Below are 16551 nucleotides of genomic sequence, written 5' to 3' on the forward strand. Positions count from 1 at the left end.
TTGTGCTCACTGGAAATCATCGAATATATATACTGCTTACTTTTTTATTATGCTGTACCTTGCTAGCAGCCTATGGGCAACAAAGTCCACAAGCAACTTTTGACCAAGCTAATACTGAATTAAAAAGTGGGAACTACTCTGAAGCCCTCTCACTTTATAAAAGCCTGGAAGATCAAAAAAATCATTCGGGCGCACTTTTCTTAAACATGGGTATAGCATATCAGCGCATCGATTCATTGGGCATGTCTAAATTTTATTTACTTAAAGCTTTACGATTTGAGGAAACGGAAAACCAAGCCAGCAAAGCCCTCAAATATGTAGAATCACAATTCAGCCGACAATCTGCAGTACTTCCAAAATTCCCTTGGGATGTTGCAACCGATTGGCTACGCCATAATATTGGCGCATCAAACATTCTACTCATCGGAATCATTTTATTAAACCTGGGGATGCTAACCTTTGTAAGCCGATGGTTCATTAATTGGTACCCTCATTACCTGCGTATTTCCGGCCTGTCAACAATCATTATTTCACTACTGCTTATTGCCTGTGGCTTCTATACTGATTATGTAAGTAATCGCTATAGCAAAGCAGTTATGGTAACCGAAGAAGTACCGGTTGTTGAACGACCCAAAAAAGAAGCACCTTTGGTAAGCCAAGCCTTTGAAGGATATACTTTCACTGTTGATCACTATCGCAGCCGAAAAAATGAATATTGGTCATATGTACGCATGAGTAACGGCCTCTATGGATGGATTCCCAACAGTGAGATACGTATACTCTAACCTAGAATAAAAATAGTTCATCGATTACAAGGAGGAAGAGTTTTCAGTAGGCATAACATTAATATGCTAACATTTAAAAATTGATATACATCTATGTCTAACGTAGCTGATTACATTGATTACAATAAAGAACAGTTTAAATCAGAATTATTCGATTTTCTTCGCATACCGAGTATCAGTACTGATACTGAATACAAAAATGACGTCGAGGATGCAGCAAACTATATTCACAATAAATTAAGCTCATTGGAGCTTGATCGTACAGAGATCTTTGAAACAGAGGGCAATCCCATTGTATATGGAGAGCTGACTACCGATGAATCAAAACCAACGGTATTGGTCTATGGCCACTATGATGTACAACCGCCAGACCCAATGGATTTGTGGGAAACTCCACCTTTTGAACCAACCGTAAGAGATGGTGATATCTATGCCCGTGGAGCAAGTGATGACAAGGGGCAATCCTTTACGCATGTTAAAGCATTAGAGGCATATCAGCAAACCGATACTGATTTCCCTGTAAACATTAAATTCATTTTCGAAGGTGAAGAAGAGATCGGTTCTCCACATTTGGTGCCATTTATTGAGGAGCACAAAGATTTGCTGGAGTGTGATATGGTTCTCATTTCTGATACAGCCATGTTTGCTGAAGATACTCCTTCAATAACGTATGGCCTTCGCGGGCTTGCCTACATGGAAATTCTTGTTCAAGGCCCTAACCGTGACCTTCATTCAGGGGTTTATGGTGGTGCAGTTGATAATCCTGCCAATGTTTTAGCCGAAATTATCGCACAGCTGAAAGATGATGACGGGGTAATTCAAATTGACGGCTTCTATGATGATGTTATTGAACTAACTGAAGAGGAGCGTGACACCTACCAAAAACTTCCTTTTGACAAAGAAGATTACAAAGAGAAACTAGGTCTTAAAGCCTTAAAAGGTGAAAAAGGATATAATACATTAGAACGCACTTCAGCCCGCCCCACCCTAGACGTTAACGGCCTATGGAGTGGCTACCAAGGTGAAGGTGCTAAAACGGTACTACCTGCTAAAGCCGGTGCCAAAGTAAGTATGAGATTAGTTCCGGATCAAGATCCAAAAAAAATTGCTAAACTCTTTAAAGAGCAAGTGAAATCACTTGCTCCCGACACCGTTACCGTCGAAGTCGCAGAACATCATGGGGGGCATCCTGCCATTACCGATTTATCATTTTATGGGCTACAAGCTGCGGCTGATGCTTTTGAGGCTGTTTATGATAAGGAACCACTTTTTACCCGTGAAGGTGGATCTATCCCAATTGTAGCAGATTTCCAGAAAGTGTTGGGGGCACAGTCTATTTTGATGGGCTTTGGGCTCAACAGTGATGCTATTCACTCTCCTAATGAAAAATTTGCCCTCAAAGATTTCTACCGAGGCATTCACACCTCCGCTAAATTCTTCGAATTACTGCCGAAACATACTTCATAAAATACTTTTCGAAAAAAGCTTTTAAAAGTGTCGCAGAGCAAATGCTCTTCGGCACTTTTTTATTAATCCTCTTGAAACTCATCTTGCTGTAGAAGTACCTCTCCAAATGAAATTTCTTCAGCCGCCAATACCATAACAGTAGTTGGGAGACCACTAAGACGGTCATGCAGATTTTCATAGTATTGTTTAAAATCATTTTCCATTTCATTGGGTTCTGCCAATCCCATCAGAATTAAGTCTGCCCCTTCAGATGACTCATGAAGTATATCATCAAATGACTTACCATTAGATAAAAGTACTTCTGCATTTGCGTCAATGCGGATTTTATTCATAATACGTGTCAAGTTGCGCTGGGCATCTTCGGCCCCCTTCTCTCCTTCGACAACCATCTTGATATTAACTTTGGCATCCCACCACTTTCGGCTGCTTTGCAACAGGTAAGCCAATATCATCATCAACCCTCCATTGCCGCGCAATCCTCCCCACCAAACATCAATACGTTTCCGCTCTCCAAATCCAATCTCTTCGTTATCATGGACAATAACAATATTTCTCTTTTGGGCGTGAAAGCTATTGATCATATTGCAGTATTTATCTCGCATTCCCTCGTTTTCACTATCGCCCAAAATAATTGTATTAGGTACCAGCGCTCCCAAACCATAAGCCTGAACCATATCCTTGGCTCCCTGAAAAGGATCCTCACCAGTCGTAACTCTTACCAATCCCTGAATACTTCTCTTAGCAAGAAAATCACGAATATTTTGCTCCAGTACCTGTTTCCGATCCGTTGTTACATTATCACTGGTCATCACGGTTGCAATCGTTAAAATTCCCCGATTGTGGGTTAGGGAAGAGGCTAAATCGATAAGATGCCAACGCTTTGTAGGAGCCCCTGACAAAACCAGCGGGTGCGGCCGCCATGTTTTCTCTTCTACTGAAGAACCCAACCGCATTAAGCCCGCACGGGTCAAAGCCATCCAAATACCCCGGCGCACATCGCCCCACGCCGACTCAAGTTCGCGACGCTCCAACCAAATAAAAATAACCAATACAAAAACAGCTGCAATGATTGTGGCCAATGTATTAATCAAAAACATTACTGCAATACAGCCTATGGCCCCTAATAATGAAAGTATCCAATGGACTTTAAATTTTGGTCTGAATGATGGGCTACCAAGCATATTTTCGATACCGGCAGTTACATTTAGCACACCATAGGTTGTTAAGAAGAACATTGTTAGAATGGGCGCAATGATATTCAAGTCCCCCATCCAAACAGCAATAAGGGCTACTCCCAGCGTTACCATTGTCCCAATACGAGGCGTATCTTCTTCGCCCTCTCCTTTGCCAAGCCAACGAAGCCAGCGCGGCAATACCCCATCACGTGCCAAAGCCTGCAATACACGAGGTGCTCCCAAAATACTACCCATCGCACTTGATAAAGTAGCTCCCCAAACACCAATCAAAATTGCATCCCCCCAGTATGATAATTTTCGCATAATCAAGGGATCTTCGATAAGAGTAATAGCATCAGCCCGGGTTGCCAACAAAATTGGCAACCCCATATAAATCACATACCCCACCCCAATAGCCCAAAACGTTCCTTTTGGAATGGCAGTACCCGGATCTTTTAAATCGCCCGACATATTTACACCTGCCATTATACCCGTTACAGCGGGAAAAAAAACGGCAAAAACGGTCCAAAATCCAGCAGAGTGTTCACTTGCAGCCCCCCACATTTCTATGCTGGATTGTTCAATGGGACTACCGAAAATCAGAGAAAGCAATGATAAAGCGATCCCAAACATAATAAAATACTGAGCTCTTATTGCTGCTTTGGCTGAAATAAGAGCAAGTATGGCTACAATAATAGTTGTTACAATTCCAACTACCTTAAAATCAGCACCCGGAAAAACTCCTACTACACTTTCTGCAAAGCCGACCGTATAAAGGGCTACTGAAAGAGCTTGGGCAATATATAGAGGAATACCAATAGCACCACCCGATTCAATCCCCAGAGACCGGCTAATCATATAGTAAGCTCCTCCAATACGAACACGCTGGTCTGTTGCAATAGCAGCAATTGAAAGAGCTGTTAAAAAGGTAATAGCTACTGATAGGGTAACAATCAACAGGGTACCAAGCAGTCCTACATTACCTACGACCCATCCAAAGCGCAAATACATGATAACACCTAGAATCGTGAGAATAGAAGGAGTAAAAACTCCGCCAAAGGCACTTAAGCCTTCTGGGGATGAAGGAATAACCTGTTCTTCCTCAGGAGATCTGTTTTTAAAACTAAATTTCATTTGAAAGGCTAAAAACCGATCGTTCTATTATAAAAACATAGTTAGTCTAGAAAATACAGCCAAACTAAACAGTTTATTTATTTAGAAACAACTTAGATTTTATAATCTAATAGCTGATCAGTTCATTTTGATAAAAAAATTAGAGATGAGATAAATTAGTTAAATACATTTTAAATCAACTTCTCCCCAGCTATAAAGCCATCCCACTTCATCGTATTAATATAGTAGTATTACCCAGCTAATAAATTGTAGGCATATTAACTGTCAAATAATTTTCTTGATGTTTTATTGCAAACTTTTTTTGAAATGCTTTTAACAAATAGCCAACAGTATTTAATCGCTATCTGTCTCCTTGATCACTGTATTGTCCACTATCCCAGTTTCTAGATCATACTTAGTGGCATATCCTGTCTCATCAACCACCGTTTTAGGATCATTATTTTCATCCACAATAACAACGGTCGGCTTAAAATCTTCAGCTTCTTCAGGAGCCATCTCTGCATAAGAGATAATAATTACGCGATCGCCGATCTCAGTTTTACGTGCAGCTGCCCCATTTAAACAGCAAACGCGAGATCCCGCTTCACCAGGAATAGTATAGGTTTCGAGACGCTCTCCATTGGTAATATTAACGACCTGAACTTTCTCGTAGGGAAGCAGATTGGCCTTATCTAACAGCTCTGTATCAATGGTTATACTTCCCTCATAATGAAGGTTTGCCTCTGTTACCTTCATCTGGTGTAGTTTTGACTTGAACATCGTTAGCTTCATGGTCGTATCTATTTTTCAATAATGCAGTTATCTATTAAACGTGTCTCGCCCAGGTAAACGGCTCCGGCTAATAAATATTTATTATCGTATTCTATCTCTTCGACGGGTGCCATTGTACCGAATGAAAACAGGTTAAGATAATCAATTTTAAACCCTTTTTCTTCTAATTCACTTTTCTGGTGGTCTAGCAGCAGCTGGATGTTTTTTGCCCCTTCCTCAATCTGTTTACTTACATACTGCAGAGAACGGTACAGGCCGGGAGCCAACTTACGCTGCTCCGCATCCAGATACGCATTTCTACTACTTAGTGCCAGCCCATCATTCGCCCTTTTTATAGGGCCCATTACCAGTTGCACATCATGATTAAACTCTTTAACCATCTGCTGTAAAATACGGAATTGCTGTATATCTTTTTGCCCAAAAACGGCTATATCTGGCTCTATAATGTTGAATAACTTATTTACGATAAGTAAAATTCCTTCAAAAAAACCGGGACGTGATCCCCCATCCATATATTTATTAAGCTCATCAACTTCTATGCTCAAATATTGCCGGCCTGAATACATAATATTATCAGAGGGAGCAAAGACAGCTGCAACTCCCTCCTCTTTACACTTGGCGAGATCATCATCCAATTCGCGGGGATACTCTTCAAAATCCTCGCCAGGGGCAAACTGTTCAGGATTCACATAGATAGAAGCAACAACCTCATCGGCATGTTGTTGTGCAAGACGAAACAGCGAAAGATGCCCCTCATGCAGGGCTCCCATAGTGGGGACAAAACCTATAGTTTTACCATCTTCTCTTAGGGATTTCACCCTCTTTCGTATGTCATCAATACTTTTTATTGCTTTCATAATAGCCCAAAAAATAAGGGTTTAGCGAACTAAACCCTTATTCATAATCATTCATAATTATATCTCGGCTGTACTATACTGCCCTGTTAGGATCAAAGTTTTCGAGCAGTTCTTTGACGCGATTCAGGAATGCACCACCGTGGGCGCCATCAACAATACGGTGATCATAACTCATAGAGAGATACATCATATGGCGAATTGCGATAACATCACCTTCTTCCGTTTCGCGGACAACAGGGCGTTTTTCGATGGCTCCTGTTCCCATAATAGCAACCTGTGGTTGGTTAATAATAGGTGTACCCATAAGGTTACCTACACTACCGTAATTTGTTAGTGTAATAGTACCACCAACCAAGTCATCTGGACTTAGATTCTTATTACGAGCCTTAAGAGCCAAGTCATTTACAGATCTAGCCAAACCTACCAGATTCTTTTCTTGGGCATGCTTAATCACAGGAACAATAAGTCCACCCTTGCCACCTTCGCCCAGCGCTACTGCCAGTCCAAAGTTGATATCTCGCTTCAATATAATCTCATCATTCTCATCATCAACAGAACTGTTGATGAGCGGGAATTCCCGAATTGCCTGGATTATCTTCTCAATAAAGAGCGGTGTATAGGTCAACTTTACACCGGCTCGATCCTGGAACTTATGCTTATTGGCTTCTCTCCAGCGAACTAAGTTTGTTACATCAACTTCAGAGAAGGTTGTTACGTGTGCCGAAGTCTGCTTAGATCGAACCATATGCTCAGCAATCATCTTACGCATACGATCCATCTTGATACGTTCCACATTTTCTGCTGGACGCTGAATATCGAGCTCCCCGGCAGAGATTGAACGCTGTTCGCCTTGAGAAGGCGTTTTCTTTGTACTTGGCTTACTAAGACCAGTTGTTGCTTTCTGAGATGCAGCAGGTTGTGCTTTACCGGCTTTGCGATCTTCCAGATAGCTCATCACATCTTCTTTGGATACGCGGCCGCCTTGTCCAGACCCATCAATACTTTCAAGCTCTTCCTGAGTGATACCTTCCTCTTTAGCAATAGAACGAACTAGCGGTGAGTAGAATCGACCGTCACTGCCAATACGTTGCGGTTCAGTTCCTCCCGATGGGACACCATCTGAAGAAGTAGAAACAGGTTCAGGTTGAGAGGTCGTTTCAGGCGTTTCTTGCTTGTCTTCCTTGCTCGTATCTTCTGTTGATACAGAAGCCGAAGAACCAGACGCGGCCTTACCTGTTGCAATAACAGCAATCGCCTGTCCCACTTCAATAGTATCACCTTCATCAGCCAATTTCTCTACAAGTGTTCCGGCTTGGGGTGAGGGCACTTCAGAGTCCACTTTATCAGTAGAAATTTCAAGAAGGGTTTCATCCTCTTCTACCTCATCGCCAATTTCCTTGGCCCATTCAATAATGGTACCTTCCATGACCGACTCGCCCATCTGTGGCATCTCTACCTCGATACGTTCGCCATCTTCTTCAGAACTATCGTCACCAGTGGTTTCTTCGATAGGCTCATCATTGGTTTGCTCCGAATCACCTGCCCCTGATGTATCGGCAGCCTCAGCATCAGTTTCAATAATTGCAATTGTTTGTCCTACTTCAATAGTGTCACCTTCTTCGGCTAACTTTTCTACAAGCGTACCAGCTTGGGGCGAAGGCACTTCAGAATCAACCTTGTCGGTTGAAATTTCCAGAAGGGTCTCATCTTCCTCTACATTATCACCGATATCTTTCGACCATTCGATGACAGTTCCTTCCATTACCGATTCACCCATTTGGGGCATTTCTACTTCAACTCTGGCCATCGTTACTCAGATTAAATCATTAAAATTTGTAGGATCTTATATCCTTATCAAGGTAAAGCGCTTTTTAGCTGCATAAAACAGCCCTCAAAGATCACAATAAATGGGATTAGATCAAAATGATTAGCAGACCTAAATGACAATTTAAATAACCAGTTAGTTAATATATTTTACTTCTTGATATAAAAGAGAAGGGCTTAGAACAAAATTCGCCAAGCTAACAGGATAGATGCGATGCCAAACAGAATGCTGAAAATTTGAAAAATATGATCTGCCAACCGATCCGGCAAAAACATATCAGCAACAGAACCAACCTCCGCTCCCTGATTCTCTGCCAGTACCGTTAAGGGGCAGCGCCAGTTATTAAAGATAAGTATCAGAATCTCAATAACTGCAACACCAGATGCAATCCATGTCAGCATATTAATGCGATCCAGTATTGCAGTCATTAACACATAAATAGTGCTGATGGCAATCAGGAAGAAGAGCAAAGAGTGAATAAATTTTATGTAGAACACTGACTTTGACATTATGGAATTACCAGCTATTTATTTTTAATAACACTTACACCTATCCCAATGCCCGTTCCAAATCTTCCAGCAGATCATCAGCGTGTTCCAACCCAACACTAATACGAATTAGATTTTGCGGCGTAATAGAACCTTCACCTTCACTGCTGTGCCGATGCTCCCAGGTACTTTCCACACCTCCCAAACTTGTAGCACGACCGATAAGCTTTGATTGCCCGACAATACCAATAGCATCTTCAGCATCACCATCAATCAGAAATGAAATCATGCCACCATATCCTGACATCTGCTTCTCAGCGACTTCATGTCCTGCGTGGGTCGCAAGTCCCGGATAAAACACCTTTTCAACCTTCGGATGATTTTGCAGGAATCGAACTAATAATTCTGCATTTTCATTATGTCCGCGCATACGGTAAGGAAGCGTTCGCGTACTGCGGGCCAGCATCCAGCAATCGTCCGGGGACGGTACTGCACCACCTATCCGTTGAACCATTCTTATTTTTTCAAAAATACCGTCTTCCTTCGCACTCACAATAGCACCTCCCAGAATATCACTATGACCGCCAAAATATTTTGTCGTGGAATGTAATACAAGGTCGGCACCCAGATCGATCGGTTTCTGATTGATAGGCGTGGGCCAGGTATTATCAACACAAACTAATACTCCATTTGCATCCCCCAGGCTGGCTATAGCACTGATATCCATAATATTCATCAACGGATTTGAGGGCGTTTCTACCCAAATGAGTGATGTATCATCAGTAATATGATCTTCTATATTTTGCAGATCCGTCATATCAATAAAGTCTGCTTTTAGTCCCCACGGCTGCATCAATTCTTTGACCAGCTTCCGATTGCCGGCATATACATCTTCGGGAATAATAATATGATTGCCCGGTTCAAGGGATTGAAATACTGCCGATGCTGCAGCTACACCTGATGAAAATGCCGCTGCCGCTTCGCCATCTTCCATTATTTTTAATACATGCTCCCACTGCACCCTATTGGGATTTTCGAGCCGAGTATAATGCCAATCGCCCTCAGACCGCCCCTTTTTATCAAGTTCATAAACAGTAGAACGATGGACAGGCGGTACAATATCCACCGAACTATCTTCTACATCCATTGCTGCATGAATTGCTTTTGTTTCTGTCCGCATAATAATCTTAATCCTTTTTATTTGGGATAGGTTGAAAGTCGTACTGCTATAACGTTAAATATTGTCAATCAAGAAACAAAGTCGTAAAGTTCTGGCAAATTAGAAAAGCCCAATTCCAGCTACACCGGAACCGGGCTTTGCATGTTAGCAACAAGCTGTTTCTTGCGTGCTGTAGTCTTCACTTTCGCCAAAGGTGTAGAATGCTTCCCACTCAACCCCTTGCGGATCAGTGATCCAGCTTTTGTCAGAATTGGCATAGCAACAGGTAGTATCACCTTCGTTACGTGCTAGTCCATGAGTACGATCTATTTTTGTCCGTAACTCCCCCAACTCCTTTTCGTTCTCTGCTTGAATACCCAAGTGTTCAATGCCTTTATCGCCCTCACGCTGTGCAATTGAGAAGTTAACTCGCGGATCATCCAGCATCCATTTGGCATAATCATCTTTTTGCTTGGTAGGAGCTACTCCAAAGAGTGTGCTGTAAAACTCAACAGATTCCTCGAGGTCATTTACTTTTAACATTACGTGCATACGTTTCATAATAGGTCACCTTTTTAGGTCTTAATTAGTGGTTTTTGTCAACCGTTCACCTATGTAGTCGTGCCCCAACTCAAAAAGACGCAAAATTAATTTAGATTTTTATCTCATCATCTTGATGAACTTACAGAGAATGCGCAATACTATTTAGCAACTTGCAGCTGTAATATTTCCAACCCTTAGAACCTTATGAACTGTATATGGCGAACAGAGAACGATACGTATTCAAAGTTTTAAAACCTTTTTACCCTCTTCTATAGATACAAAAGGGACACTCCATAAGATTGGTTACAAAAAATAAATGCAGTAACAATAACCATCTAAGGGAAATCGGCTGACAAAATCACTGATGCTATAAACTATATGTTGATCCTGTTACCCCCCCCTTAAAGCAGCGAAAATGAATTCGGCCACAGCCGAAGAAAGGGGCATAATCTCCTTTTAATCCATTTTAACAATCTTCACAGTTGCTTTCTCCATTCTCATCTTTAATTTTATGATAAGCAACTGCACGTCCCTCTTCTCCGAACTCTACCTGGCAACAAGCTGCCAATACCTCTCCCAGCTTTTGACGTGCTCGTTGCACTCTGGATTTAGCTCCTGACAAAGAGAGCCCTAATTCATCCGCTATCTCTTTCTGCCTTACACCTTTTATATCAGCCATTCTCAAAGGAACCGCATATTTTTGTGGCAACTCATCAATCATCGGAATGAGCCAAGACATCACTTCTTCATGTACATCATGAGGACCTTCAAAATCATTGAGATCCATTACAGGATCTTCCACATACTCTCCAGCTATATCCTCATGTGAAGAGTGCTCTCTATCTCTTCCACTTTTCCTGTAGTAATCGACCAAAGCCCGGCGAGCAATCCCAAACACCCAAGATTGCACCCTACCTTTATGCCTTAGTCCATCAATCCCTTTGTGGATACGGATAAAAATATCCTGCAGTACATCTTCGGCCTCTTGTTTGTCCGATACACGAGAGCGAATAAAGCCTCGAAGCTGATCACTAAACTTCTGCCAAAGCATTTTAGTATCAATATTATCTTGAGGCATCACAACATTTATTATGGATTCGTCCGTTCATATAACAGAACTACGAAATGATATTTTAAATAAAATAAGACTTGGAATTACTACAAAAAAAATAGGTCATTAATTAACAAACTGCATTTCACAAAGTAGCAAATTCAGAACTGTTTGCACAAGTTACTTAACCTAAACTACCTCTTGAAGCCGTGACCGACTGCCGTCCGTAATCGAGATTTAGGGAGATTGATTATATGTGCATTAAAACTCCCCCCTTCTCTAACGAAGGACTAATTGTTAAAATCGAGTGCTAAAATCTTAAAAAGCAGAGATGGCTTTTCAGTTTGTATCCTTGATCGTTTTAATACGCTCCAGCACAGGAGGATGCGAATAGTTTAGGAAAACATAAAAAGAATGGGGCGTCAGATTAGAAAGATTATCTTTCGACAGCTTCTTCAGGGCTGCTACCATCGGCTCTTTTTGAAAAGTATTTGCCGCAAAAGCATCAGCTTCAAATTCATATTTACGAGAAAGAACCTGCATAAATATCGACACAATCATATCGATAGGGGCATACAACATCCCAAAGAAAATAAGCCCCGTATACACCGATATCTGCTCCATATAAAATGCATCATACAATCCCTGTGAGTTAAGAAAGACAGAAAGCAGGAAGAACATAATTCCTGTTTGGGCAATGCTAATTATCATATTCTTAATAATATGCTTTTTCTTGTAGTGTCCAATCTCATGAGCCAAGACCGCAACTAACTCCTCATCAGTATGATTCTCAATGAGAGTATCATAGAGTGCAATACGCTTGTTTTTGCCAAAGCCCGTAAAAAATGCATTGGATTTACTGCTGCGCTTTGAGCCATCCATGACATATACACCCTCGAGTGCAAAATTCACTTTGTCTGCATACTCCCGAATCTTCTTACGTAGCTCGCCCTCTTCAAGAGGTTCAAAATCATTAAACAGCGGCATAATCCAAGTTGGAGCTACAAACTGAATAAACAGGGTAAAAACCGTAACAGCACCCCATGCATAAAGCCAGGCAAAATGTTCTATGAAAGTAAAGAATGCTAAAATACCGGCAAGCAGCGGACCGCCAAGAAGAACACCTAAGCCCAGTCCTTTTAAAAGATCCAACACAAACGTTTTAGGTGTTGTTTTGTTAAAACCGAAACGCTCTTCAATCACAAACGTTGAATACAAACTAAAGGGGAGTGACAAAATGCTTTTAGCCAACAGCAAAATCCCGACATAAGCTAACCCCGTCCATATAGTGCCTAATTCCCAACTGCGAACAATTTGGTCTAACCAATTAAAACCGCCCGCGAACCAGAACCCCAGTAATAAAAGCAGGTTAAAAGCTGAGATCAATATCCCAAATTTTGTTTTCACCTTCGTATACTTCTGTGACTTCTCATACGTCTCCTCATCATATACGTCACTGAACTCTTCAGGCAAACTTTTTTCCAGTGATTTCAGGTTATAAAAGTCCGCTGCAAGTTTAAGTATAAAATCTAGCAGTAACGTTACTAATATGATGATTGCAAAAATGTTCATCTTAGATATAATATGGTCTGATCAAAAATTCTGTGTATTTACAATTAACAAAAGTACAAATTATTATTAGGCTATGTAAGATTAACGAATAACTGATTTTCTTCTAGTTATGTTCGTCTATAACTAATGGTCCTTTTAACCCTAAACCATCTGCCTTGCTATGAATACTAATTTAAATAAACTACACACAATTATTACAGGCGGAGCAGGCGCATTGGGTTCTGCTGTGGTAGAACTACTCATTGATGCAGGAGCAAAGTGTAGCGTCCCCTACTACAACGAGACAGAAGAAAAAACTTTTGAGTTAGGTAATCATACCAATGTCTTTACAAAGGCAGGAGTCGATCTTACCAGCGAAGAACAAACTCAGGCTTTTTATGAAAATGCCATAGATCAACAAGGCCCCCTTTGGGCGTCTATTCATATTGCAGGAGGCTTTGGAATGGGGAATATTGAAAATACCCCGATAGCTGATTTTAATAAGCAACTTCAACTAAACACAGCCACCTGCTATAACTCATGCCGCGCCGCAGTGCAATGGATGAGAGGATCAGATTTCGAAGGAGGACGCATTGTCAACATTGCTGCCCGTCCTGCCCTCGAACCACGACAAGGAAAAGGGATGACCGCCTATACCGTCTCTAAAGCCGGTGTTGCTGCACTTACCGAATCGCTGGCCGCCGAAGTAATAGAAGATGACATTTTGGTAAATGCCATTGCACCTTCGATTATTGATACTCCACAAAATCGCAATAGCATGACTAATGCAAATTATGAAAAATGGCCTAAGCCACACCAGCTAGCCGAACAGATTCTTTACCTGGTGTCGCCAGAAAATGAAGTTACACGCGGAGGGATTATCCCAGTTTACGGTAAGAGCTAACGCACATTATCGTTTACTTTACTCATAGCTTTTTTTGCAGATTGATACCCAATTTCAATCATATCTGCTATACGCTCGGTATTAGTCCGGCTAAACTTTCCCAACTGAGGCTGAATCAGAAGGTCAATATCCAAGGGGTTTACATGTGCCAGGTGCGTAAGAGCAATCTCAAGCGTGTTATTCAGTATTGCTAAAATATTATCTGGTTCTTCATATTCACGGCTAGCACCTAAATCTACCCCGATAATCTTATCGGCTTCAAAATCTTGTATAGCAGATACCGGCACACTCTCTTTTAAACCCCCATCAACCAACAGCCGCCCTTGATACTGAACCGGTTCGAACAGTACCGGAATACAGGTACTTGCCTTTACAGCATCTGAAACGTCTCCTTTATCAATAATTACCTTTTCTCCTGTTGCTATATCTGTAGCAACAACAGCAAGGGGAATAGTAGCCTCTTCAAAAGTAACATCTCCCAAATTGTTATCAAGCAGCATTCCCAACTCATGGTTGGTCAACAACCCTCTTTTTGATAGTGCAATAGCTGAAATATCGGGCCAATCCAAATCCAGCGCAATGCTTTCAATCTCATCTACCGACATACCAAACGCATAAAAAGCACCAACCATAGCCCCTATACTTGTACCTGCCAAGTAATCAATAGGTATCTCATACTCTTCCAACGCTCGTAGCACTCCAACATGTGCAGCTCCCAAGGCCGCCCCTCCTCCCAGAGCCAGCCCAATCGATACATCCTTCTCAACCATAAAGTTATTCTCTTATTTTGAAATATTTTTAGTCGTAATACTGTTGCTAATTCAAGATGATAACTTTCAATATTACACTTACTTTAAGGTATATAATTTCAGGAGTACAACTAAGCTGAAATACTCTAATTTTCGTTTTAAAACTAAAGATAAATTGACCTTTCTCTATGTCTCACCAAGGCATCCATCACATTACTGCCGTTGCCGGCGATCCCAAAGAAAACTATGAATTTTATACTCAGGTGCTCGGACTGCGCATGGTAAAAAAAACGGTAAACTTTGATGACCCCTCAGTTTATCACCTGTACTATGGCAATGAACTGGGCGAACCCGGTACCATCCTATCGTTTTTTCCCTGGGAGCACCTTAAAGAAGGAGAACCGGATGTAGGGCAGGTCGTAGCGGTATCATTTTCTGTACCTACCGCTTCAAAATCATTTTGGCTACATCATCTCAACGAACAGAAAATCGATTTTGAAGATCCATTTGAACGATTTGGAAAGGAGGTCATCGGGCTACAAGATCCGCACGGCCTCCACTTGGAACTAGTATTCGATCCAGTAGCAGACAAAGCCAAAGGTTGGGGCGATGGTCCTTTACCGGCACGCCATGCTATTCGGGGCATCCATGGCGCTACCCTTGCCGAAGAGAACTATGCCGGGACCGGCAGGTTGCTGGAAGAAGATCTTGGTTTTGAACTTACCAACCAGTTTGAAAACCGATATCTGTATGAATCAAAAGCTGAATTTGGATCAACAATTGAAATTATTGATCAGTTTCCTCTCAACGGCAAGCCGGGCAAAGGAACCGTTCATCATATCGCCTTTCGTTCCAAGGACGAAGAAGAACAAGAGATGTATCGCCAAAAGTTATTGAACAAAGGATACTATCTTACGGAAGTAAAAGACCGCGATTACTTTAAGTCGGTCTATTTCCATGAGCCCGGTGGTATCCTTTTTGAAATTGCCACAGATCCACCTGGCTTTAACCGCGATGAAGATATTGCCAAGCTGGGGCAATCACTCCAGCTACCCGATTGGCTGGAACATGAGCGATATGATATTGAGCAAAACCTACCCTCTTTAACTGCTTAAGGTTTTTTTATTATGACTGAACACCGAGGAATTCATCATATTTCTGTAACGGCAAGTAATCCCCAAGATAACTATGACTTCTATGTAAAAAAGCTGGGGATGCGGATGGTTAAAAAAACAGTAAACCAAGATGACCCCACAAAGTATCACTTATTCTATGCCAATGCCGAGGGAAGCCCGGGCTCGAGCCTCACCTTCTTCCCATGGCCAAATGCCCGTGAAGGTGTTTCCGGCACCGGTGAAGCTACCGCTGTGTCACTGGCTGTACCCCAACACTCTTTATCCTATTGGCAAGAGCGTCTTAAGGAACAGAAAATTCCTTATAGTGGACCTATAACACGCTATAATAAACAACATCTTTCTTTTAAAGATCCTGATGACTTACAGCTTCACCTGGTTTTTGATAATCTGTTTTCTGAGCCTCAAAGCTGGAAACAATCCCTGGTACCTGCGGAACATCAAATTCAGGGATTTTGGAGTACCACTTTGGAACTGTACGATTCTGAACATGCTGAAAATATTTTAACTTCCATTCTAGGATTTGAAAAGCATAGCACAAATGCTAATACAACGCTTTATAGGTCCGATAGTACCATTGGTAATACCATCGTTATCAAACAAAAACCTGTAAAGCAGGGGCAAAACGGAGCAGGTATCGTGCACCACGTGGCATTTCAAGCCAATGATAAAAAAGACTTAAAAAAATTACGGCATGAAGTATTACGGTATGGACTCCAACCAACAGAAATCATTGATCGCCACTACTTCAAATCGGTCTATTTTCGTCTGCCTAGCGGACTGCTCTTTGAAATAGCTACAAATGGTCCGGGCTACTTTGTTAATTCTGATTCTGCCGAAGACCAAGCCAAAGAACTGGAGCTCCCCCCATGGTATCGTTCTCGGCGAGATGAGATAGAAACAGCACTGCCAACACTTAATACCTAAAACGGGAACACCTTCAACCGTCCTGCCCCCTT

Annotated in this window: 15 protein-coding genes; 5 read left to right on the forward strand and 10 right to left on the reverse strand. The window is 41.7% G+C overall.

Features of this window, described 5'->3' with window-relative positions; translation table 11 throughout:
* The first annotated feature begins 2 nt into the window (after nucleotides 1–2).
* Both FCN14_RS08380 and FCN14_RS08385 read left to right on the forward strand, forming a co-directional pair.
* Nucleotides 3–785 carry a hypothetical protein gene (locus tag FCN14_RS08380; protein WP_138430829.1) on the forward strand — a complete coding sequence of 261 codons (783 nt, stop codon included), beginning with the start codon at nucleotides 3–5 and terminating at the stop codon, nucleotides 783–785.
* A 93-nt stretch (nucleotides 786–878) separates the two neighbouring features.
* Complete coding sequence (locus FCN14_RS08385; protein ID WP_138430830.1) at nucleotides 879–2252, forward strand: dipeptidase; 1374 nt, start codon at nucleotides 879–881, stop codon at nucleotides 2250–2252.
* A gap of 62 nt (nucleotides 2253–2314) precedes the next feature.
* On the opposite strand, the gene FCN14_RS08390 is transcribed toward FCN14_RS08385, so the two are convergent.
* The 9 genes from FCN14_RS08390 to FCN14_RS08430 form a co-directional block, all read right to left on the reverse strand.
* On the reverse strand, nucleotides 2315–4561 hold the full coding sequence (locus tag FCN14_RS08390; protein WP_138430831.1) for an APC family permease: 2247 nt from the start codon (nucleotides 4559–4561) through the stop codon (nucleotides 2315–2317).
* Nucleotides 4562–4894: 333 nt separating this feature from the next.
* On the reverse strand, nucleotides 4895–5332 hold the full coding sequence (gene panD / locus FCN14_RS08395) for an aspartate 1-decarboxylase (RefSeq protein WP_138430832.1): 438 nt from the start codon (nucleotides 5330–5332) through the stop codon (nucleotides 4895–4897).
* Nucleotides 5333–5340: 8 nt separating this feature from the next.
* Nucleotides 5341–6189 (reverse strand): pantoate--beta-alanine ligase, encoded by an 849-nt coding sequence (gene panC / locus FCN14_RS08400; RefSeq protein WP_138430833.1) that lies wholly within the window; start codon nucleotides 6187–6189, stop codon nucleotides 5341–5343.
* Between the two features lie 73 nt (nucleotides 6190–6262).
* The gene (gene sucB, locus FCN14_RS08405) at nucleotides 6263–7996 is read right to left on the reverse strand and encodes a 2-oxoglutarate dehydrogenase, E2 component, dihydrolipoamide succinyltransferase (protein ID WP_138430834.1); all 1734 of its coding nucleotides are present in this window, start codon (nucleotides 7994–7996) and stop codon (nucleotides 6263–6265) included.
* A 194-nt stretch (nucleotides 7997–8190) separates the two neighbouring features.
* The gene (locus FCN14_RS08410; RefSeq protein ID WP_138430835.1) at nucleotides 8191–8523 is read right to left on the reverse strand and encodes a hypothetical protein; all 333 of its coding nucleotides are present in this window, start codon (nucleotides 8521–8523) and stop codon (nucleotides 8191–8193) included.
* Between the two features lie 40 nt (nucleotides 8524–8563).
* A complete protein-coding gene (locus tag FCN14_RS08415) occupies nucleotides 8564–9682 on the reverse strand; it encodes a trans-sulfuration enzyme family protein (protein ID WP_138430836.1) in 1119 nt (372 codons plus the stop codon).
* Between the two features lie 144 nt (nucleotides 9683–9826).
* On the reverse strand, nucleotides 9827–10222 hold the full coding sequence (locus FCN14_RS08420) for an ArsI/CadI family heavy metal resistance metalloenzyme (protein ID WP_138430837.1): 396 nt from the start codon (nucleotides 10220–10222) through the stop codon (nucleotides 9827–9829).
* Nucleotides 10223–10670: 448 nt separating this feature from the next.
* Nucleotides 10671–11285 (reverse strand): RNA polymerase sigma factor SigZ, encoded by a 615-nt coding sequence (gene sigZ / locus FCN14_RS08425; RefSeq protein ID WP_281280655.1) that lies wholly within the window; start codon nucleotides 11283–11285, stop codon nucleotides 10671–10673.
* A 309-nt stretch (nucleotides 11286–11594) separates the two neighbouring features.
* The gene (locus FCN14_RS08430) at nucleotides 11595–12827 is read right to left on the reverse strand and encodes a M48 family metallopeptidase (protein WP_138430839.1); all 1233 of its coding nucleotides are present in this window, start codon (nucleotides 12825–12827) and stop codon (nucleotides 11595–11597) included.
* Between the two features lie 160 nt (nucleotides 12828–12987).
* On the opposite strand from FCN14_RS08430, the gene FCN14_RS08435 reads away from it, so the two are divergent.
* A complete protein-coding gene (locus tag FCN14_RS08435) occupies nucleotides 12988–13710 on the forward strand; it encodes an SDR family NAD(P)-dependent oxidoreductase (protein ID WP_138430840.1) in 723 nt (240 codons plus the stop codon).
* Here the strand turns inward: FCN14_RS08435 and FCN14_RS08440 are convergent.
* A complete protein-coding gene (locus FCN14_RS08440; protein WP_138430841.1) occupies nucleotides 13707–14480 on the reverse strand; it encodes a patatin-like phospholipase family protein in 774 nt (257 codons plus the stop codon). The two genes, FCN14_RS08435 and FCN14_RS08440, sit on opposite strands and share 4 nt — an antisense overlap.
* A gap of 167 nt (nucleotides 14481–14647) precedes the next feature.
* Here FCN14_RS08440 and FCN14_RS08445 point away from each other — a divergent pair, with 167 nt between their 5' ends.
* Both FCN14_RS08445 and FCN14_RS08450 read left to right on the forward strand, forming a co-directional pair.
* Nucleotides 14648–15574, forward strand: a complete 927-nt coding sequence (locus tag FCN14_RS08445; RefSeq protein WP_138430842.1) for a VOC family protein — start codon at nucleotides 14648–14650, stop codon at nucleotides 15572–15574.
* A 12-nt stretch (nucleotides 15575–15586) separates the two neighbouring features.
* Nucleotides 15587–16519 (forward strand): VOC family protein, encoded by a 933-nt coding sequence (locus FCN14_RS08450; RefSeq protein ID WP_138430843.1) that lies wholly within the window; start codon nucleotides 15587–15589, stop codon nucleotides 16517–16519.
* Nucleotides 16520–16551 lie beyond the last annotated feature (32 nt).

The sequence above is a fragment of the Fodinibius saliphilus genome, assembly GCF_005869845.1.
GTDB lineage: Bacteria > Bacteroidota > Rhodothermia > Balneolales > Balneolaceae > Fodinibius > Fodinibius saliphilus.